Origin of the sequence: Pseudomonas sp. SWI44, assembly GCF_002947915.1 — a bacterium.
Lineage (GTDB): Bacteria > Pseudomonadota > Gammaproteobacteria > Pseudomonadales > Pseudomonadaceae > Aquipseudomonas > Aquipseudomonas taiwanensis.
In genome coordinates, this window is the sequence record NZ_CP026674.1 from 4,529,139 (window position 1) to 4,548,764 (window position 19,626).

The following is a 19,626-nucleotide window of genomic DNA, read 5'->3' on the forward strand; positions in this document are numbered from 1 at the left end:
GTTGTTGCTGTATGTACGTACAGTATTTCACCACAAGAATTTTCGCAACTGGCTTCATCGCCGCCAAGCCGCCTTCCAAAGGGTTTGCGGCTGACTTGCAGCGGGCTGGCGCGATTCCCGCGGGAGCGGCGTTGCGCCGGTAGGCCGCTCCCGCGGGGATCATGCGATCAATACTCCCAGAAGATGCGCTGCAGTTCCTTGCTGTCCTGGGTCTTGGTCATCGCCACCATCGCCAGGATCCGCGCCTTCTGTGGATTCAGGTCATGCGCCACGACCCAGTCGTTCTTGTCATCCGGCTGCTCGGCATTGCGCAGTACGAAGCCGCCCTGGTTCACGTGGGAAGAGCGAATGATCTGTACGCCGTCCTTGCGCAGTTGCTGCAGGGCCGGTACCACTCGCGACGATACCGAGCCATTGCCAGTGCCGGCATGGATCAATGCCTTGGCGCCGTTTTGTGCCAGTGCCTTGTAGGCCGTGTCGGTTACGTTGCCATAGCCGTAGGCGATGTCCACCTGGGGCAGGCTGCTGATCTGCTTGATGTCGAATTCCGAGTTGACGGTGTGGCGCTTGGCTGGCAAACGGAACCAGTAGGACTTGCCTTCCACCACCATGCCCATGGGGCCCCAGGCGCTCTTGAAGGCCTCGGTCTTGATGTTCACCGCTTTGCTCACGTCTCGGCCGGATTGAATCTCGTCATTCAGGGTTACCAGCACGCCTTTGCCGCGCGACTGCTTGTCGCTGGCCACGGCCACAGCGTTGTACAGGTTGAGCATGCCATCGGCGGACATGGCGGTGCCTGGGCGCATCGAGCCCACCACCACGATCGGCTTGTCGGTCTTCTCCACCAGGTTGAGGAAGTACGCGGTCTCTTCCAGGGTGTCGGTGCCGTGGGTGATGACGATGCCGTCGACATCTTTGCTGTCTGCCAGTTCGGCGACGCGTTTGCCCAGCTTCAGCAAGTCATCGTTGCTGATGCTTTCCGAGGCGATCTGCATCACTTGTTCACCGCGAACGTTGGCCAGTCCGGCCAGTTCCGGCACGCCGGCGATGAGTTTGTCCACGCCCAGCTTGGCGGCCTGGTAGGTAGCGCTGTTGGCAGCACTGGCGCCGGCGCCGGCAATGGTGCCGCCCGTGGCGAGGATCACTACGTTGGCGAGTTTCTGTTGAGTTTCGGCTTCCTTCGCCGAGACGGTGGCGGGCAGCGCCAGCAGCAGCGCGAGCGCGGTGGGGGCGAAGGTCTTCAATGCAGCATTCATGATTATTGTGCTCTCTTCCTAATGAGATTTTTGCTGTGTCGCCTTGCACGTGAGGCAGTTTTCGTACCAGCTGCCCCATCGCCGGCAAGCCAGCGCCTGCGGGGGGTGTGGGCGCTTGGGTAGCTGCGCTTATTCGGGATTCCGAACAAAATCAGCAAAAGGTGTTCGGTTTATCGGAAAAATTCCTGATAATCCGTCGCGCACACGCCTTGACCCCGGCATCGAAACGGATTTGACAAACGCAGGTCTTGTTTCCATAGTTAGGAACCGCAAACGTTTGCGACCCGATAAAAATCACAAGATTCGGAGTCATTCCCCATGAAGCTGCCGTTCACTGGCCGTCTGCTGGCCCTCGCTGTCGCCTCCACGCTTTCCCTCGCTCTGCCGCTGTCTGCCGCCCACGCCGAAGATGCGCCCAAGGTTGCGTTGGTGATGAAGTCCCTGGCCAACGAGTTCTTCCGCACCATGGAGGACGGCGCCAAGGCGTACCAGAAAGACCACCCGGGCGAGTTCGAACTGGTGGCCAACGGCATCAAGGATGAAACCGATACCGGCAACCAGATCCGAATCGTCGAGCAGATGATCGCCACTGGCGCCAAGGCCCTGGTCATCGCTCCGGCCGATTCCAAGGCATTGGTACCGGTGTTGAAGAAGGCCATGGATGCTGGCATCACCGTGGTGAACATCGACAACCGCCTGGACCCGGACGTACTCAAGAGCAAGGGCATCAGCGTTCCCTTCGTAGGCCCTGATAACCGCAAGGGCGCTCGCCTGGTCGGCGACTACCTGGCCAAGGAAAAACTCAAGGCTGGCGACCAGGTCGGTATCATCGAAGGCGTGCCTACCACCACCAATGCCCAGCAACGTACCGCCGGTTTCAAGGACGCCATGGAAGCGGCGCAGGTGAAGATCGTCTCGGTGCAGTCCGGCAACTGGGAGATCGACAAAGGCAACGCGGTTGCCGCTTCGATGCTCAACGAATACCCCGATATCAAGGCGCTGCTTGCGGGCAACGACAGCATGGCCCTGGGCGCTGTGTCGGCTGTGCGAGCCGCCGGCAAGACCGGTCAGGTGCAGGTGGTCGGCTATGACAACATCAATGCAATCAAGCCGATGCTCAAGGATGGCCGGGTTCTCGCCACCCTCGACCAGGCCGCCAGCCAGCAAGCGGTGTATGGCATCCAGGCAGCGTTGAAAATGCTCAAGGGCGAGAAACCGGATGTGGATGCTGACAATGTCATCCAGACCCCGGTCCAACTCATCACCCAGCCTTGACCCCCAGCAGGAGACGTGGCCATGTCGGCATCGGCCAATGAAGTGGTGCTCGTTGCAACGGGGCTGGGCAAGACCTACGCCCAGCCAGTGCTCGGCGACGTCAGCCTGAGCCTGCGTGGTGGTGAGGTGCTGGCCCTTACCGGTGAAAACGGCGCTGGCAAGAGCACCTTGTCCAAGCTCATCAGTGGCCTGGAGGTACCCACCACCGGGCAGATGACCTATCGCGGCCAGGCCTATGCGCCTGGCAGCCGCAATGAGGCCGAGCGCCTGGGCGTGCGCATGGTCATGCAGGAGCTCAACCTGCTGCCGACCCTGACCGTGGCCGAGAATCTTTTCCTCGACAACCTGCCCAGCCGGTTCGGCTGGATCAGCCAGAAGCGCCTGCGCCAGCTGGCCACTGCGGCCATGGCCCAGGTGGGGCTGGACGCCATCGACCCGGACACCCCGGTTGGGCAACTGGGCATCGGCCACCAGCAGATGGTCGAAATCGCCCGCAACCTGATCGGCGACTGCCGCGTGCTGATCTTCGATGAACCTACCGCCATGCTCACCGCCCGCGAGGTCGAATTGCTGTTCGTGCAGATCGAACGCTTGCGCCAGCGCGGCGTGGCGATCGTCTATATCTCCCACCGCCTAGAAGAGCTGCAGCGCGTGGCCCAGCGCATCGTCGTGCTGCGCGATGGCAAGCTGGTGTGCGATGAGCCCATCCAACGCTACAGCAGTGCCGAGCTGGTCAACCTGATGGTAGGCCGGGAATTGGGCGAACACATCGACCTTGGTGGTCGCACGCTGGGTGCGCCCTTGCTCAAGGTCGACGGTTTGTCTCGGGGTGACAAGGTGCGCGATGTGTCGTTCCAGGTCAGGGCAGGGGAGATCTTCGGTATTTCCGGGTTGATTGGCGCAGGCCGCACCGAGTTGCTGCGCCTGATCTTCGGCGCCGATGTCGCCGACAGTGGCAGCATCGAGATCGGCCAGCCGCTCAAGGCCGTGACCATCGACTCGCCCAAGGCTGCCGTGCAAGCGGGCATCGCGTTGATCACCGAGGATCGCAAGGGCGAAGGCCTGCTGTTGTCGCAGTCGATCGCTGCCAACATCGCCTTGGGCAACTACAGCGCGGTTTCCCAGGCCGGCTTACTCGACGGCGACGCCGAAAAAGCTCTGGCCGAGCGGCAGATCAATGCCATGCGCATCCGCAGTGCGGGCCAGGACCAGGCGGTCGGTGAACTTTCCGGGGGCAACCAGCAGAAAGTGGTGATCGGCCGTTGGCTGGAACGGGACTGCCAGGTGCTGCTGTTCGACGAGCCGACTCGGGGGATCGATGTCGGCGCCAAGTTCGACATCTATGGCCTGCTGGCCGACCTTGCGCGTCAAGGCAAGGCCTTGGTGGTGGTGTCCAGCGACCTGCGCGAGTTGATGCTGATCTGCGACCGTATCGCGGTCCTTTCCGCTGGGCGACTGATCGACACCTTCGAACGCGAACATTGGCGCCAGGACCAGCTTCTTGCCGCTGCCTTCGCTGGCTATCAGAAACGTGACGCACTGCTGCACGACGCAGCTCCCAGGACTGATGCATGAAAACCACCCCCCTCGATACCCCGGGCAGCACACCAGTGCGCCGCGGCGGCAGCTACTTCGGCCTGGGCAGTTACCTGGGCCTGGCCGGCGCCTTGCTGGCGATGATCGTGCTGTTCTCGTTGCTGAGCAGCCATTTCTGGTCCTATGCCACCTTCAGCACCCTGGCCAACCAGATTCCCGACCTGATGGTGCTGGCGGTGGGCATGACCTTCGTGCTGATCATCGGCGGCATCGACCTGTCTGTGGGCTCGGTGCTGGCGCTGGCGGCGTCGACGGTCAGCGTGGCGATCCTCGGCTGGGGGTGGTCGGTGCTGCCCGCCGCCTTGCTCGGCATGGCCGTGGCCGCGCTGGCGGGCAGCATCACCGGGGCCGTTACCGTGGCCTGGCGGATCCCCTCGTTCATCGTTTCCCTTGGCGTGCTGGAGATGGCCCGTGGGTTGGCCTACCAGTTCACCGACTCGCGCACCGCCTACATCGGCGATGCCTACGCCTGGTTCTCCAACCCGATTGCCTTTGGCATTTCGCCGGCGTTCATCCTGGCCTTGCTGGTGATTCTGGCGGCCCAGCTGGTGCTGACCCGCACGGTGTTCGGGCGCTACCTGATCGGCATCGGCACCAATGAAGAGGCTGTTCGCCTGGCCGGCATCGACCCACGCCCTTACAAAGTCGTGGTGTTCGCCTTGATGGGGCTCTTGGCTGGTCTGGCCGCGCTATTCCAGATCTCGCGCCTCGAGGCGGCAGACCCCAACGCCGGCTCGGGCCTTGAATTGCAGGTGATTGCCGCTGTGGTCATCGGTGGCACCAGCCTGATGGGCGGGCGTGGTTCGGTCATCAGCACCTTCTTCGGCGTGCTGATCATCTCGGTACTGGCCGCGGGGCTGGCGCAGATCGGCGCCTCCGAGCCCACCAAACGAATCATCACCGGGGCGGTCATCGTCATCGCCGTGGTGCTCGACACCTACCGCAGCCGGCGCGCAAGTCGGCGGAACTGAATTTATGGCAACCATCAAAGACGTCGCGGCACTCGCAGGTATTTCCTATACCACGGTGTCTCATGTACTGAACAAGACCCGCCCGGTCAGTGAACAGGTGCGGCTGAAGGTCGAGGCGGCCATCGCCGAGCTCGACTATGTACCCAGTGCGGTGGCCCGCTCGCTCAAGGCACGTAGTACGGCGACCATCGGCCTGCTGGTGCCCAACAGTGTCAACCCGTACTTCGCCGAGCTGGCGCGGGGTATCGAGGATGCCTGCGAGCGCAATGGTTACTGCGTGATCCTGTGCAACTCGGATGACAACCCACAGAAGCAGCGCAGCTATCTGCGCGTGCTGCTGGAAAAGCGCATCGATGGCCTGGTGGTGGCGTCGGTGGGCGAGGACAGCGACCTGCTGCAGAGCCTTGCCGGTGTGCGGACGCCAATGGTCATCGTCGACCGCGAACTGGAGGGGGTCGATGCCGACCTGGTGCGCATCGATCATGAACAGGGTGCCTACCTGGCGACCGTGCACCTGCTCGAACTGGGCCATCGTGATATTGCCTACATCGGCGGCCCCGCGCAGACCGGTGTCAGCCAACTGCGCCTGGCCGGTTTTCGCCGGGCCATGGCCCAGGCGCAGGCGCCGGTGGAGCCCGGCCGTGTCCTGCACTGCGACTTCACCAGCCCCGGTGGCCATGCGGCGGCGGCGACGCTGCTCGATGGCAACCGACCCACGGCGATCTTCGCCGGCAATGACATGATTGGCTTCGGCGTGCTGCGTGCCGCCGCCGAACGCAACATCAACGTGCCAGGCGAGTTGTCGGTGATCGGTTTCGACGATATCGAACTGAGCCGTTATGTGTACCCACCGCTGACCACTGTGGGCCAGTCGATCCGCGAGCTGGGCGAAAGCGCTGCGGCGCTGCTGCTGTTGCGCATCGCCACACCGCGCCAGGGGGCTTCGGAGCAGCGTATCGTTGCACCGCGTATCGTTGCCCGCGAGTCCACCGGGCCACGCCCGGACCTGTTCAATGATTACCGCTAAGGAGCAGCCATGAAGGCCAAGGTAGTGGTGGTCGGTAGCCTCAACATGGACCTGGTGGCCCGCGCCGAACGCCTGCCGCGTCCGGGCGAAACGCTGGCCGGCGAAACTTTTTTCACCGTGCCTGGGGGCAAAGGTGCCAATCAGGCGGTGGCCGTCGCCCGACTGGGCGGCACTGTGGCGATGGTCGGCAACGTTGGCGATGACGCCTATGGCCAGCAGCTGCGCCAAGCGCTGGAGGTCGAAGGTATCGACTGCCAGGCAGTCAAGGTATGCGAGGGCGTTTCCAGCGGCGTGGCGCTGATTACCGTGGATGCCGCCAGCCAGAACTGCATCGTCATCATTCCCGGTGGCAACGGCCTGCTGACGCCACAGGCCGTGCAGCAGTTCGATGGGTTGTTGCAGGCGGCCGAAGTGATCATCTGCCAGCTCGAGGTGCCGGCCGACACCGTGGCCTGGACCCTGGCCCGGGGGCGTGAGCTTGGCAAGACCGTGATTCTCAACCCCGCGCCGGCCACCGGCCCGTTGCCGACACAATGGCTGGCCCACATCGATTACCTCGCCCCGAACGAAAGCGAGGCCCAAGCGCTGACCGGCGTGCCAGTCAGCGACCTCGACAGCGCCCGGCGTGCGGGTGAGCGCCTGGTGCAACTGGGGGTGCGCAAGGTGATCATCACGCTGGGCGCGCACGGGGCCCTGCTGGTTTGCGCGCAAGGCAGCCGGCACTTCCCCGCGCCCAAGGTCAAGGCGTTGGATACCACCGCCGCCGGCGATACCTTCATTGGCGGGTTCGCCGCCGCGCTGGTGCGTGGCCTGACGGAGGATGCCGCCATCGCTTTCGGCCAACGCGCCGCAGCGCTGTCCGTTACCCGCGCGGGTGCGCAGCCGTCCATCCCGTACCTCAAGGAGCTGCCATGAAGAAGACCGCACTGCTCAACATCGCCTTGTCACGCACCATTGCAGGCCTGGGGCATGGCGACATCCTGGTGATCGGCGATGCGGGGTTGCCGGTACCGCCGGGCGTCGAGCTGATCGACCTGGCGGTGACGCCAGGCATTCCGGATTTCGCCAGTGTGCTACGTACCGTGCTGAGCGAGATGCAAGTTGAGCGTTATGTGGTAGCAGAAGAAATGCTGGACGTGTCGCCACCTGCGCTGGCGGAAGTGGCACGCTTGCCGCTGGAACGGCGTGAGTTGATGCCCCACGAACAGTTCAAACGCCTCAGCCGTCAGGCCAAGGCCGTGGTGCGCACGGGGGAGTGCAAGCCTTACAGCAACATCGCCCTGATAGCCGGCGTCACCTTCTAGCTGTACGAGCCGGCTTGCCGGCGATGAGGCCGTTGCGGACAATGCTCGCTGACCGTCCAGTGCGATGAACCATGCACCCAGATCCGCAAACGCTCTACCAACAGGCCCTTAGCGACCAAGGTTACGTTCCCGACGCTGCCCAGGCCCAGGCTGCCATCGCCCTGCAGGCGTGCTTCGACAGCCTGCGACAAGGCAGACACGCCCAGGGTATCTACCTCTGGGGGCCAGTCGGGCGTGGCAAGACCTGGCTCATGGACCTGTTCCACCGTTGCCTGCAAGTGCCTGCCCGACGGCAGCACTTCCATCACTTCATGGCCTGGGTGCACCAGCGGCTGTTCCAGCTCAACGGCACTGCCGACCCGTTGCATGCACTGGCACGTGAGCTGGCCGGGCAGATCCGCGTGCTGTGCTTCGATGAACTGTTCGTCAGCGACATAGGCGATGCGATCATCCTGGGGCGCTTGTTCCAGGTGCTGTTCGATGAGGGTGTGGTCATCGTGGCCACCTCAAACCAGCCGCCGGACCAGCTGTACCGCGACGGCTTCAACCGCGAGCGTTTCCTGCCGGCGATAGCCGCCATCGAGCGGCACATGAAGGTGCTCTCGGTGGCCGGCGAGCAGGATCACCGCTTGCACCCAGGGGCTGCGCGGCAACGCTACTGGGTGGCCGAGGCGGGCGGCAGCACTGCCCTTGCGCGGGTTTTCGAACAGCTCAGTGCGCACGAGCCAGGCACGGATCAACCGCTGACGCTGGGCAGCCGCCAGATTCACGTGGTACGCCGTAGCGAGCAGGCCATTTGGTGCCGCTTCGCCGACTTGTGCGAGCAGCCCCTGGCAGCCATGGAGTTCATGGCATTGTGCGATCGCTTTTCGGCCATTTTGGTGGAGGGCATCCCGGCCCTGGGTGGAGAGCAACGGGCAGGGCGTATCGCTCGCGGTACCGAAGATGCAGCGGCCCGGGTCGAGGCTGGCGATCGCCAATTGCCGATGCTGTCGCCCAAGGACGATGCGGTGCGCCGCTTCATCGCCCTGGTCGATGAGTGCTATGACCGCAAGGTGGCTTTGTACCTGGAAGCGCAGGTACCGCTCGAAGCACTCTACACTCAAGGGTATCTGGCGTTCCCGTATCAACGGACCCTCAGCCGGCTACGGGAGATGCAACTGCAACGCTTCGCCTGAAGGAGCCGAATCATGGAGCCGCTGTCGCATCATCTGCTGACCCAGGCCTACAACAATGCCTGGGCCAATCACCGCCTGTACAAGGCTTGCCTGCAACTGACCCAGGACGAATTCGTCGCCCCGCGTTGCAGTTTTTTCCCATCGATCAAGTCCACCCTCAACCATCTGTTGACGGTGGACTGGTTCTATTTGCACATGCTCGAATGCGAGCAGCGCGGGGAAACACCTACCCCGGATGCAGAGCGCTTTTTCGAGCCGGAACAGCCGTTCGCCACCTGCGCTGACCTGCATGCCGAGCAAGCCCAGGCAGACCATCGGTTGATCAGCTATTGCCAGGGATTGCGTGATGACCAGTTGGCCCGGTATGTGAACATTGCCCGTCCTCAGCGCATGCAACGCGAGCCTCGGTTGCGCCTGCTGGCGCATTTGTTCGAGCACCAGATCCATCACCGTGGCCAAGTGCACGGGATGCTCAGCAACACCTCGGTGAGACCGCCCCAGCTGGACGAGTTCTTCTGCGAGGAGGAAGCCGGGTTGCGGGCGGAGGATTTTGCCGAACTTGGCTGGACCGAAGCACAGATCTGGAAGAACTGAGCCGCCCGTGGGAGGGGCCTTGCATCGCGAAAGGCCCGCCCGGCAGCCCCACGGCGTAGCGGGCGGAGTGAGAATCCTTGCCGATCGATCGTGACAGTTAGCCACTCCCACAGGCGTCTGCGTTTACCGGGTCAACGCCCCAGCCATTCGATCAACGCCTTGTGAAACTGCGCCGGCTCCTCGATCTGTGGCGCGTGTCCCAGCCCGGCGAAGGTCACCAGTTCGCCTTGGGGGATCATCTTGGCCACCTGCGGCCCCAGCACTTTGTACTGGCCAAGCTTGGCTTTTACATCCGTTGGCGCGATATCGCTGCCGATGGCCGTGGTGTCCTGATCGCCGATCAACAGCAACGTCGGCATCTTCAGGTCCTTGAACTCGTGATACACCGGTTGGGTGAAGATCATGTCGTAGATCAGCGCCGAGTTCCATGCCACACGTTCATGCCCAGGCCCTGTGTTCAACCCCACCAGCATCTGCACCCAGCGTTCGTACTCGGGCTTCCAGCGCCCGGCGTAATAGGTATTGCGCTCATACTTGCGCACACCGTCGGCATCGAGCTTCAGCTCTCGTTGGTACCACTGATCGACCGTCCGGTAAGGCACGCCTAGGGCTTTCCAGTCCTCCAGGCCAATGGGATTGACCATGGCCAGGCGTTCGACTTGCTGTGGGTGCATCAAGGCGTAGCGGGTGGCGAGCATGCCGCCTGTGGAATGACCGAGGATGACCGCCTGCTTGATGCCTAACTGGGCGAGCAGCGCCTGGGTGTTGTCGGCCAGTTGCTGGAAGCTGTACTGGTAGTGGGCAGGCTTGCTGGAGCTACAGAAACCGACCTGGTCGGGCGCGATGACCCGGTAGCCAGCCTGGCTCAGGGCGTCGATGGTGGTTTCCCAGGTGGCGGCGCAGAAGTTCTTGCCGTGCATCAGCACGACGCTGCGGCCATTGGCTTGCCCCTTGGCAGGCACGTCCATGTACCCCATCTGCAGGCGCTGCCCCTGGGAGGTGAAGTCGAAATGCCTGAGCGGGTAGGGGTACTGGAAGCCTTCGAGCTGTTGACCGTAGGTGGGCATTTCAGCGGCGAGGGCCGGGCCCGTCATCAGGCAGGCCAGGGCCAGGGCGGTTGCGCGCAGCATGGGGGCACTCCGTGTAGGGCCATGTAGGAATGGGCGACTGTAGCAGTCGCTTGCCCTGATGAAACGTTAAAGGTGTTACCAGGCGTGAAACCAGCCCAGCGTGATCATCGCCAACACGGTGTAGCGACCGGCCTTGGCCAGGGTCACCAGCAACAGGAAACGCCAGAAGGGTTCGCGCATGATGCCGGCGATCAATGTCAGCGGGTCGCCAATCACGGGCATCCAACTGAGCAGCAGCGACCATTGTCCCCAGCGTTGGTAGCGCTGCTGGGCACGCTCCAGTTGCGCGGCGCTGAAAGGGAACCAGCGCTTCTCGCGCAGGTGCTCGATGGCGCGGCCTAGCAGCCAGTTGACCACCGAACCGAGCACATTGCCCAAGGTTGCCACCGCAAGGAGGGTCGCCCAGGTGTCGGGCTGGCGCAGCAGCAACCCCACCAGCACGGCCTCCGACTGTAGAGGCAGCAGGGTCGCTGCGCCAAAGGCGCTGAGAAACAGCGCCCAGAGGCTGAGCATCAGTAGTTGGCGACCACGGTGTCCTTGCCGTCCTGGGTCACCCCGATGACCTGGTAAGGGTCCTTGTGATCGCCCATTTCCATACCTGGCGAGCCCATGGGCATGCCGGGTACTGCCAGGCCTTTTAGGTCAGTGCGCTTGGCCAGCAGGCGCACCTGCTCGGCCGGCACATGGCCTTCGACGAACTTGCCGTCGATCACCCCAGTGTGACACGACGCCAGGCGCGGTGCGACGCCCAGGCGCTGCTTGACCGCGCTCATGTTCGGCTCGACATGGTCATTGACGGTGAAGCCGTTGTCGCGAAGGTGGCTGATCCAGGCTTTGCAGCAGCCGCAGTTGGGGTCGCGGTAGACGTCGATGGTTTCGGCTGCCTGGGCCAGGCCTGTGAAGGCCAGCAGTCCCAGGGTGATCAAGTGTTTACGCAGCATGAGGGTTCAACTCCTTCTAAGACGCAGCCGCATGCCTGTCATCACAGGTGTCGGTTCCAGGCCCGGCGGTAGGTCAGCAGCATAGCGTAAGCCGCCTCCCGGCGCAGCGCGCACGTCGTCAGCTCGCCTGCTCGTCCTGGCCAAGGTCACGCATCAGCAGGCCGAACGACAATGGGACCTGCTCAGGAATGGGCAGGTACACGATGTGGCCATCCCCCGGCGCCACGTCGATGGCCCGTTGCTGCCGGTTGTTCAGGCGATGGAGGTCGAAATGATAATTGCCACGCGGGGTCATCAGCTCCAGGTGATCGCCCACGGCGAAGCGGTTCTTCACCTTGACCTCGGCCAGCCCATCAACGCGCTCGCCCGTCAGCTCGCCAACGAACTGCTGGCGCTCGGACACCGAGTTGCCTCGTTGGTAGTTCTGGTACTCGTCGTGAACATGGCGGCGCAGGAAACCCTCGGTGTAGCCACGCTGTGCAAGGGATTCGAGGTTGCCCATCAGGCTTCGGTCGAAGGGTCGGCCGGCCACCGCGTCGTCGATGGCCTGGCGATAGGATTGCACCGCGCGGGCACAGTAGAAGTGCGACTTGGTCCGGCCTTCGATTTTCAGCGAATGCACCCCCATGGCGGTCAGCCGCTCGACATGCTGGATAGCGCGCAGGTCCTTGGCGTTCATGATGTAGGTACCGTGCTCGTCCTCGAAGGCGGGCATCGCCTCGCCCGGGCGGTTGCTCTCCTGCAGCAGGAACAGCTGGTCGGTAGGGGTGCCCAGGCCGAGTGTCGGTTCGACCAGTTGCACGATGTCGCCGGTGGCGTTTTCAGTGGCCGGCTGGGCGTCGTACTTCCAGCGGCAGGCATTGGTGCAGGTGCCTTGGTTGGCATCGCGCTTGTTCAGGTAGCCCGACAACAGGCAGCGGCCAGAGTACGCCATGCACAGGGCACCGTGGACGAACACTTCCAGTTCCATCTCCGGCACCTGCTGACGGATTTCCGCGATTTCCTCTAGCGACAGTTCACGGGACAGGATGACCCGACTCAAGCCCAATTGCTGCCAGAACTGCACACTGGCCCAGTTGACCGTGTTGGCCTGTACCGACAGGTGCACCGGCATGTGCGGGAAGTGCTGGCGCACCAGCATGATCAGGCCCGGGTCGGACATGATCAGCGCATCGGGCGCCATGTCGATCACGGGCGCAAGGTCTTTGAGGAAGGTCTTGAGCTTGGCGTTGTGCGGGGCGATGTTGACCACCACGTAAAAGCGCTTGCCCCGGGCGTGCGCCTCCTGGATGCCCAAGGCCAGGTTGGCGTGGTCGAATTCATTGTTGCGCACGCGCAGGCTGTAGCGCGGCTGGCCGGCGTAGACCGCATCGGCGCCATAGGCGAAGGCATAGCGCATGGTCTTGAGGGTGCCGGCTGGGGCCAGCAATTCGGGCTTGGCGAAGGAGGTCATGTGCGCACCGGGGCAAAAGCGGCGGATGCTAAGGCTCGGCTCGCGGCTGCGTATTGATTTGAATCAACGCCAGGGTGGCACTTTTCCTGTGATGGCCTGCACTAACAACCAGGACACTCAAGGAATCACCATGAACGAAACCGCCCTCCAGAACAGAGCCCTGGCCGTACTCCTGACGTTGGTGTCGGTCGCTTTCGCGTGGATACTACTGCCCTACTACGGCGCCATCTTCTGGGCGGTGATTCTCGGCATCCTCTTCGCGCCTTTGCAGCGCCATCTGCTGATCCGCTTCGGTCGGCGTCGTAACCTGGCCGCCGCGGCCACTTTGCTGGTATGCCTGATGGTGGCCATCTTGCCGGTGATCATCACCAGCGCATTGCTGGTGCAGGAGGGGGCGGCGTTGTACCAGCGCATCGAGAGCGGTCAACTGGACATCGCCGGCTATGTCGAGCGCGGCCGGGACATGCTGCCCGCCTTCGCCCAGCAAGGGCTGGACAGGATGGGCATGGGTAACTTCGACGGCCTGCGCGAGAAAATCACCAAATGGGCCACCCAGGGCAGTCAGGTACTGGCCAGCCAGGCGTTCAACTTCGGCCAAGGCACCTTCGAATTCCTGATCAGCTTCGGCATCATGATGTACCTGCTGTTCTTCTTCTTGCGCGAGGGGCCGGAGGTGGCTCGTCAGGTACGGCTTGCGGTGCCGTTGCCCGAGCACCAGAAGCGCCGTCTGCAACTGAAGTTCAACCGCGTGGTGCGGGCGACGGTCAAGGGCAACGTGCTGGTCGCGATCACCCAGGGGGCGCTGGGCGGATTCATCTTCTGGGTGCTGGACATTCCCAGTGCGCTGGTATGGGCGGTGTTGATGGCGTTCCTGTCGTTGTTGCCGGCGGTGGGCGCGGGCATTGTCTGGGCACCGGTGGCGGCGTATTTCCTGCTGACCGGAGCGATTCTGCAGGGCGCGATCCTGACGGCATTCGGGGTGCTGGTGATTGGCCTGGTGGACAACCTGCTACGACCGATTCTGGTGGGCAAGGACACCCGAATGCCCGATTACCTGATCCTGGTGTCCACCTTGGGCGGGCTGGCGGTGTTCGGGCTCAATGGGTTCGTGATCGGGCCGTTGATCGCGGCCTTGTTCGTCTCCAGTTGGGCGATTTTCGCATCGACCAAGCCGAAGGTGCAGTTGCCGCAGTAGGGCAGGCCGAATTATCGGAAACTGTACGAAACGCCTGCATACACGCTGAAACTTTCGCCGGGTGTGGAGCGGGCCTTGTCCAGTCCTGCGTCGTCGTAGCCTGGTGTAACCGTGGCGGCATAACGTTTGTTGGTCAGGTTGCGCAGGTCAAGCCAGGTTTGCCAGTCCTGCTTGGGCGAATCCCAGCCCAGGCGCGCACCGAGCAGGGCATAGGCATCGGCGGGGTAGCTGTTGGCGTAGTCGACCTGCACCTTCGAGGCCATCTGGGTGTTCACGCCGGCGTAGAAGCCGCCTGGCCAGTCATAACGCAGTTCGGCCTGGTAATAATGCATCGGGATGCCGGGCAGGCGGTTGTCGCCGAACGTGTCGTCATCGCGGTAGTGGAAGTCGCTGAAGGTGTAGGCCTGGCGCAGGCTCAACTTGCCGGTGCCGGATTGTTCCCAGAGGATACTGTCCAATGCGGCTTCGACACCTTGGTGGACCGTGGGGCTGGCGTTGTATTCGGCGGTAATGCCGGGGGCCAGTTCCACTGCCAGCAGTTCGTGACGCACCTGGGCGTAGTACCAGGCCAGCTCCCAACGACCGACTCTCGAGTCGCCACTAGCACCCAGTTCCAGTGTTGTGGCTGTCTGGTTTTGCATCTCGATCGGTTGCGTCTTGGTCGGTGCGCTCCAGATCAGCGACCACGGATGTGGCGGCTCAACCGAGCGGCTGAGGTTGCCATAGACCTGTAAGTCAGGACGAATGTCGTAGCGCAGGCCTACACGTGGTGCATAGTCCCAGTCGTGTTGGCTGACTTTCCCGCCTTCGGCAGGATAGGTCACATCGCTCTCGCGTCGGGTATAGATCATCGCCAGGCCAGTGGTCAGCCAGAGGTCCGGGACCAGCTCCAGGTCGTTGCCGACATGCAGCACGGTGTCCGAGCCCTGATAGCTGAAGTCGCGCGTGCGCTCGCCAACTATATCGTTCACCCGCGTGAATTGTGATGCGCCGCTGTTGGGCAGGTGTTTGGTGGTGCGCCACCCGATGGTCGTCTTGCTCTCATGGCCGAACAAGGTGTCCCGACGGAAGTAGTTGAGCGTGCCACTGACATCGGTGTAGGCAACCTTCAGGCGCATTGCGCCTTCACGCAAGTCCATCGGGTAGTCGTGATAGACCAGCCCTGCTTCCAGGCGTGAGTCGTCGTCCAGGAAGAAGGTGGTTTTGTTGCCCACCCAGGTGCTGCCCGGCTGCGGACGGCTGTCATTACGTGACAAGTAACCTGGATTGGCAGCCCGCGGATCATGCTTGATCTGCGCTTTGGTCAAGCGGCCGGCCAACGCGTTTTCGGTTTCTCGGTAGCGCAGGTAGAAGCGCGTTTCCAGGTTGGGATTGAAACGGTAGCCGACATTGGCGGCAATCCCCTTGGCACTGCCGCTGCTGTGCTTCTGATAACCGTCGTATTCCGAATCGGTCAGCGCCACGTAGTAGTCCAGGTTACCCAGCACCTGGCCCGAGCTGATATGCCGGTGCTGGTAACCACGGCTGCCAACCTCGTAGCGCACCTGCAGCGGCGCTGCATCGTACCCTGTGTGGGTCACATAGTTGATCGCGCCGCCCAGCGCCAGGGCACCCTGGTCGAAACCATTGGCGCCGCGCAGCACTTCGGCCCGGCTCAGCCACAGGGGTTCGAACAGTTCGTAGGGTGTGCCGCCGGGACCGGTCAGGGGCAGTCCGTCGAACATCGTGTACACCCCGGAGCCATGTGCCCCCGGTGCACGGTTGATGCCTGAACCGCGAATCGACAGCTTGATGCCATCGTTGCCCGCCGACTGGGCGAATACCCCAGGCTGGTAAGCCAGCACATCCTGATTACTGGCCACCCGGCCCTGACCAACACGCTGCATGTCCACCAGGTTGCTGGCCCCCGGCACCGCCTGCAGGCGTTCGCGGGCGTCGTCCAGCTCGCTTTGCTGCTCGTCATTGATCAGCACCTCGCCCAGTTCAACGGCTGGAGCAGCAGTGACTTGCTGGCTCAGGGTGAAAGCGGCCAGCAGGCCAAGGCAAGACGAAAGGGGCAAAACGGGGCGCATCCTACAACTCCAGGCGAAAAGCGAACAGGCAACCGCGTTGTGACGAAAGAAATACCGTCCAGAGCACGGGGAATTTCAGTTAATTGCACCGCGCCAATGGAAGACGGTTGTGTAGGAAGCGCGTTTACAAACCCCGCGAGTGGAGCCAGCACATCGCCCTTCGTAAGGTGGGCCCATGGCGACAGCACATCCGGCTGTCGCAACTGGCGATTACTTGTGGAGTTCAATGATGAAAACCAACGTACGGCAGGAACCAGAACATGCTGCGGACACACCGATTCGCCTGACGCCCCGCGAGCATCAGGTCCTGCTGTGGTGTGCATACGGCAAGAGCTCGTGGGAGATCGGTCGAATTCTGCAGTGCAAGGAGTCGACGGTGAATTTCCACGTGTCCAATATCCTGCGCAAATTCGATGTCCCCACGCGTGTAGCGGCTGTGATCAAGGCCATACGCTACGGCATGTTGTCCGAGCAGTGAGGGCGGATCATGTCATCAGAGCGTATGGAAGATTTACCGCCGCCACCCGCGTTGCCTGTCAAGGGGGCACGTTTTCCCGATGGCGATGATCCTTTTTGGCCACGCATTGAACTGTGTTCGCTACGAGAGCGCTTGCGCCTTGGCGGTCAGGTGAGCGAGGCGCGCCTGGCACTGGCGGCTCGCTGTGCGGCGATCAACGCTGCTTCGGAGTTCGCGCACTGGCGCGCCGTACTGCGAGGGCGTGGCTACAAGCGTCTGGAGGACGTAGCAGGGCATGACCATGGAAGGGCGTTGTCGGTCTGCTATCGGCGTTTCGTCGAGGCCGCCGTGATGCGTACTCTTTATACCAAGCCCGGCGGGCAGGTGGTGTGGAGAACGCCATCATGAGCGAACGCTACCTGCTGGAGGCGGCCAGCGCGGCTTTTCGTGAGGTGCTCAATACAGAGGGCAGGGCGCTGTTCGGTGCGTTGCTGGGAGCTTTGCTGGTCAGTGCCGCGCGAGATCGCTTGATCATCGTCTCGCGCAAGCGCCTGTCGACCCGCAAGCAGATGCTGCTGGTGTTTCTGACGCTGGGCGTAGGCTATCTGTTCGAGCCGTTGTTGCATTCCTTGGTGCCCATGTTGTCACGCGGCATGGCCGCCTTCGTGGCGGCGGTGGTGGTGATTCCGATCAGCCTCAAGGTCATGGTCTGGCTGGATTCTGTGGACCTGCGCGAGCTGCTTCAGCGCTGGCGCCGTCGTGGCTAGCCTTCGATTGGAGTGGGCATGCGCAGCGTCAGCTCGCGCACCTGGCGCTCCAGTTGGTGGATTCGTTGCTTGTCTTCGATCTGCAATTGAATCGCCTGGCGATCGGCAACTGAAAGCGCGCGAAGACGCGCGAGCATGTCGCTCTCCCAAGTCTCGTTTGCCAAGCCCGACTGGCCGTCCTGGTACTCACCCAGCAATAGCCAGTCGAGCGAGCAGCCGCGCTGGCGGGCGATGTCTATGCATAGTGCGTAGGGTATGCTGCCACGCACCTTCCAACTGCTCAGGGTCTGCGGGCTTACCGCAAGGGCCCTGGCCAGCTGCACATCGGTCTCCGAGCCGGTCAGCAGCTTGAGACGTGCCAGCACTGATGCAAATAAAGGGCTACTCATAACAAATATCCACGACTGGTTTAACGACGTTACTTGGGCTTAAACTACTTGTTACGAATAGTAGCCCTGCATTTTGAGGAGATATCCTGACATGAGGAGCAGCATGATGAAAAACCCTTCCTTTTCCGTAGTCAATACTGATGCACTTGGGGGAGCATTCTTACAGCATATCTGTGCAATTAGCGCATGCAGGTATTTGGCGTGAGTACATACAAGCTGGTCTGTCCTCACTGCAACAGTCGAATGCGCATCCGTACCAGCGAAGGACGGCACATTTTCCTGCGTATCGCGTACCTGCAGTGCACCACCGAGGCGTGTGGCTGGTCAGTGAGAGCCGAGTTCGAAATGACCCATGAGCTGTCACCCAGCGGCATGCCGAACCCTGAGGTCCACCTGCCATCGGCCGGCACTGAACTGCGCAAGTCGGCACTCAAGGATGGCAGTGCGGCCTCGCCCGAAAACCTTCGATCGGCCAAGCCCGTTCAGATAACTACAAAACGCAGATAAAAAAACACCCCGCATGTGCGGGGTGTTTGTTTTACCGGTTCGGTCAGCCGAGCAGTTGCAGGCCGGCTTGCTGAACCAGTTCCAGCAGCGGCTGCGGGTACACGCCGAGCACGAAGGCAAGCAGGGCGATTGCCAGCAGCATGACGCCGCCGGTGCGTTGTTCCCACTTCAGCGGGGCATCGTGGCGACGCAGGTTAGGCTCCACCAGGTACAGGGTGACCATGACGCGCAGGTAGTAGTACACGCCGATGGCGCTGCCCAGAACCAAGGCACCGACCAGCCACCACAGTTGCGACTCGACGCCGGTGGCAATGATGTAGAACTTGCCGATGAAGCCGGCAGTCAGCGGGATACCCGCCAGCGACAGCATCATCACGGTCAGCACCGCAGTCAGGTACGGACGGCGCCAGAACAGGCCGCGGTACTCGTAAAGGGCATCGGCGTCACGACCGCCGTAAGGCGAGGACATCAGGGTGATCACACCGAAGGCGCCCAGGCTGGTGATGACGTAAGTGACCAGGTACACGCCCATGGCTTCCAGGGCCAGGCCCTTGCTGGCCACCAGCGCGATCACCAGGTAACCGAAGTGGGCGATGGACGAGTAACCCAGCAGACGCTTGAGGTTGCTCTGGGTCAGCGCCAGCAGGTTACCGATGAGGATCGAGGCGACCGCGATCACTGCCAGGACGGTGCTCAGGACGCCGCTGCTGGCAGCAGGGGAGAGCATGAACAGGCGCACGACCACGGCGAATACCGCGACCTTGCTGGCGGTGGCCAGGAAGGCGGCTACCGGCGCCGGGGCGCCTTCGTATACGTCCGGGGTCCACAGGTGGAACGGAACCAGCGACAGCTTGAAGGCCAGGCCAACCAGCATCATGCCCAGGCCCAGTTGGGCCACCAGGCTTGGCTTGCCGGTAGCAGCCAGGGCCTTGCCGATCAGGTCGAAGCTCAGGCTGCCAGCGTCGGCGTACAGCAGGGCCATGCCGAACAGCAGGAAGGCCGAACCTGCGGCCGACAGCACCATGTACTTGATACCGGCTTCCAGCGAACGCTTGTTGAAGAAGGCATACGCTACCAGGCCGTAGACCGGCACCGACAGCAGCTCCAGGCCGATGAACAGGCCAGCCAGGTGGTTGGCGCTGACCAGCACGAGGCCACCGAGGGCCGACATCAGCAGCAGCAGGTACAGCTCTTCACGGTTGCCCGGGAAGCCCTTGGAACCCTCGCCCAGATAGGCATGGGCGAGGGTTACGCAGGCCAGTGTCGCCACCAGGATGATCGCCATGTACAGGCAGGCGAACTTGTCGATGGTGACCAGCGAGGTGACCGCCAGCGGCGCGACTTTCAATGCTGGCAGGATCGATAGCAGGGCCAGGTTCAGCCCCACGGTGGACAACAGGAAGGTCTGCGAGTGATTGCGCTTCCAGGCGATCGCCAGCATCACCACCACCGTGGTGATGGTGGTGATCAGCATCGGCGCCAATGCGATGAAGTGTTGAGTGGTGAATTCCATA

21 protein-coding genes are annotated in these 19,626 nt (G+C 62.5%); 13 read left to right on the top strand and 8 right to left on the bottom strand.

The features are described from left to right. Positions 1 to 167 precede the first annotated feature (167 nt). Complete coding sequence (locus tag C4Q26_RS21205) at positions 168 to 1,256, bottom strand: asparaginase (protein WP_023381249.1); 1,089 nt, start codon at positions 1,254 to 1,256, stop codon at positions 168 to 170. 318 nt (positions 1,257 to 1,574) lie between these two features. Between C4Q26_RS21205 and C4Q26_RS21210 the strand changes: the two genes are divergently transcribed. From C4Q26_RS21210 to C4Q26_RS21245, 8 genes are all read left to right on the top strand, one after another. Beyond that, the gene (locus C4Q26_RS21210) at positions 1,575 to 2,531 is read left to right on the top strand and encodes a sugar ABC transporter substrate-binding protein (protein WP_027908173.1); all 957 of its coding nucleotides are present in this window, start codon (positions 1,575 to 1,577) and stop codon (positions 2,529 to 2,531) included. Positions 2,532 to 2,552: 21 nt separating this feature from the next. After that, positions 2,553 to 4,106, top strand: a complete 1,554-nt coding sequence (locus C4Q26_RS21215) for a sugar ABC transporter ATP-binding protein (RefSeq protein ID WP_027908172.1) — start codon at positions 2,553 to 2,555, stop codon at positions 4,104 to 4,106. Continuing rightward, positions 4,103 to 5,098 carry an ABC transporter permease gene (locus C4Q26_RS21220; RefSeq protein ID WP_023381246.1) on the top strand — a complete coding sequence of 332 codons (996 nt, stop codon included), beginning with the start codon at positions 4,103 to 4,105 and terminating at the stop codon, positions 5,096 to 5,098. Before C4Q26_RS21215 ends, C4Q26_RS21220 begins: the two co-directional genes overlap by 4 nt. A gap of 4 nt (positions 5,099 to 5,102) precedes the next feature. Next, on the top strand, positions 5,103 to 6,125 hold the full coding sequence (locus C4Q26_RS21225; RefSeq protein WP_104883480.1) for a LacI family DNA-binding transcriptional regulator: 1,023 nt from the start codon (positions 5,103 to 5,105) through the stop codon (positions 6,123 to 6,125). Positions 6,126 to 6,134: 9 nt separating this feature from the next. Beyond that, a complete protein-coding gene (rbsK, locus tag C4Q26_RS21230; RefSeq protein ID WP_023381244.1) occupies positions 6,135 to 7,040 on the top strand; it encodes a ribokinase in 906 nt (301 codons plus the stop codon). Next, entirely contained in the window at positions 7,037 to 7,429 is a 393-nt protein-coding gene (rbsD, locus tag C4Q26_RS21235) for a D-ribose pyranase (RefSeq protein WP_104881487.1), read from the top strand. The genes rbsK and rbsD overlap by 4 nt, the downstream gene beginning before the upstream one ends. 71 nt (positions 7,430 to 7,500) lie before the next feature. Next, complete coding sequence (gene zapE, locus C4Q26_RS21240; protein ID WP_023381242.1) at positions 7,501 to 8,607, top strand: cell division protein ZapE; 1,107 nt, start codon at positions 7,501 to 7,503, stop codon at positions 8,605 to 8,607. Positions 8,608 to 8,619: 12 nt separating this feature from the next. Beyond that, positions 8,620 to 9,201 (top strand): DinB family protein, encoded by a 582-nt coding sequence (locus C4Q26_RS21245; RefSeq protein WP_023381241.1) that lies wholly within the window; start codon positions 8,620 to 8,622, stop codon positions 9,199 to 9,201. 131 nt (positions 9,202 to 9,332) lie between these two features. On the opposite strand, the gene C4Q26_RS21250 is transcribed toward C4Q26_RS21245, so the two are convergent. The 4 genes from C4Q26_RS21250 to yegQ form a co-directional block, all read right to left on the bottom strand. Further along, positions 9,333 to 10,331, bottom strand: coding sequence for an alpha/beta fold hydrolase (locus C4Q26_RS21250; RefSeq protein ID WP_023381240.1), 999 nt, complete (start codon positions 10,329 to 10,331; stop codon positions 9,333 to 9,335). A gap of 75 nt (positions 10,332 to 10,406) precedes the next feature. Beyond that, on the bottom strand, positions 10,407 to 10,844 hold the full coding sequence (locus C4Q26_RS21255; RefSeq protein WP_023381239.1) for a YqaA family protein: 438 nt from the start codon (positions 10,842 to 10,844) through the stop codon (positions 10,407 to 10,409). After that, the gene (locus tag C4Q26_RS21260; RefSeq protein ID WP_023381238.1) at positions 10,844 to 11,272 is read right to left on the bottom strand and encodes a DUF411 domain-containing protein; all 429 of its coding nucleotides are present in this window, start codon (positions 11,270 to 11,272) and stop codon (positions 10,844 to 10,846) included. Before C4Q26_RS21260 ends, C4Q26_RS21255 begins: the two co-directional genes overlap by 1 nt. A 118-nt stretch (positions 11,273 to 11,390) precedes the next feature. Further along, a complete protein-coding gene (yegQ, locus tag C4Q26_RS21265; protein WP_023381237.1) occupies positions 11,391 to 12,725 on the bottom strand; it encodes a tRNA 5-hydroxyuridine modification protein YegQ in 1,335 nt (444 codons plus the stop codon). Positions 12,726 to 12,855: 130 nt separating this feature from the next. On the opposite strand from yegQ, the gene C4Q26_RS21270 reads away from it, so the two are divergent. After that, positions 12,856 to 13,920, top strand: a complete 1,065-nt coding sequence (locus tag C4Q26_RS21270) for an AI-2E family transporter (protein WP_023381236.1) — start codon at positions 12,856 to 12,858, stop codon at positions 13,918 to 13,920. 11 nt (positions 13,921 to 13,931) lie between these two features. On the opposite strand, the gene C4Q26_RS21275 is transcribed toward C4Q26_RS21270, so the two are convergent. After that, on the bottom strand, positions 13,932 to 15,992 hold the full coding sequence (locus tag C4Q26_RS21275; protein ID WP_104883481.1) for a TonB-dependent receptor domain-containing protein: 2,061 nt from the start codon (positions 15,990 to 15,992) through the stop codon (positions 13,932 to 13,934). 229 nt (positions 15,993 to 16,221) lie between these two features. On the opposite strand from C4Q26_RS21275, the gene C4Q26_RS21280 reads away from it, so the two are divergent. Genes C4Q26_RS21280 through C4Q26_RS21290 form a run of 3 tightly spaced genes read left to right on the top strand, consistent with a single transcriptional unit; the run spans position 16,222 to position 17,216 of the window. Then, positions 16,222 to 16,470, top strand: a complete 249-nt coding sequence (locus C4Q26_RS21280; protein WP_023381234.1) for a response regulator transcription factor — start codon at positions 16,222 to 16,224, stop codon at positions 16,468 to 16,470. A gap of 24 nt (positions 16,471 to 16,494) precedes the next feature. Continuing rightward, complete coding sequence (locus tag C4Q26_RS21285) at positions 16,495 to 16,857, top strand: head completion/stabilization protein (protein WP_371919607.1); 363 nt, start codon at positions 16,495 to 16,497, stop codon at positions 16,855 to 16,857. Next, the gene (locus tag C4Q26_RS21290; protein WP_023381232.1) at positions 16,854 to 17,216 is read left to right on the top strand and encodes a hypothetical protein; all 363 of its coding nucleotides are present in this window, start codon (positions 16,854 to 16,856) and stop codon (positions 17,214 to 17,216) included. Before C4Q26_RS21285 ends, C4Q26_RS21290 begins: the two co-directional genes overlap by 4 nt. Here the strand turns inward: C4Q26_RS21290 and C4Q26_RS21295 are convergent. Continuing rightward, positions 17,213 to 17,605: a helix-turn-helix domain-containing protein gene (locus C4Q26_RS21295; protein WP_104881491.1), complete on the bottom strand. Its 393-nt coding sequence runs from the start codon at positions 17,603 to 17,605 to the stop codon at positions 17,213 to 17,215. The two genes, C4Q26_RS21290 and C4Q26_RS21295, sit on opposite strands and share 4 nt — an antisense overlap. 201 nt (positions 17,606 to 17,806) lie before the next feature. Here C4Q26_RS21295 and C4Q26_RS21300 point away from each other — a divergent pair, with 201 nt between their 5' ends. Continuing rightward, positions 17,807 to 18,112, top strand: coding sequence for an ogr/Delta-like zinc finger family protein (locus C4Q26_RS21300; RefSeq protein WP_238546528.1), 306 nt, complete (start codon positions 17,807 to 17,809; stop codon positions 18,110 to 18,112). A gap of 43 nt (positions 18,113 to 18,155) precedes the next feature. On the opposite strand, the gene nuoN is transcribed toward C4Q26_RS21300, so the two are convergent. Then, the gene (gene nuoN, locus C4Q26_RS21305; protein ID WP_023381229.1) at positions 18,156 to 19,625 is read right to left on the bottom strand and encodes an NADH-quinone oxidoreductase subunit NuoN; all 1,470 of its coding nucleotides are present in this window, start codon (positions 19,623 to 19,625) and stop codon (positions 18,156 to 18,158) included. Position 19,626 lies beyond the last annotated feature (1 nt).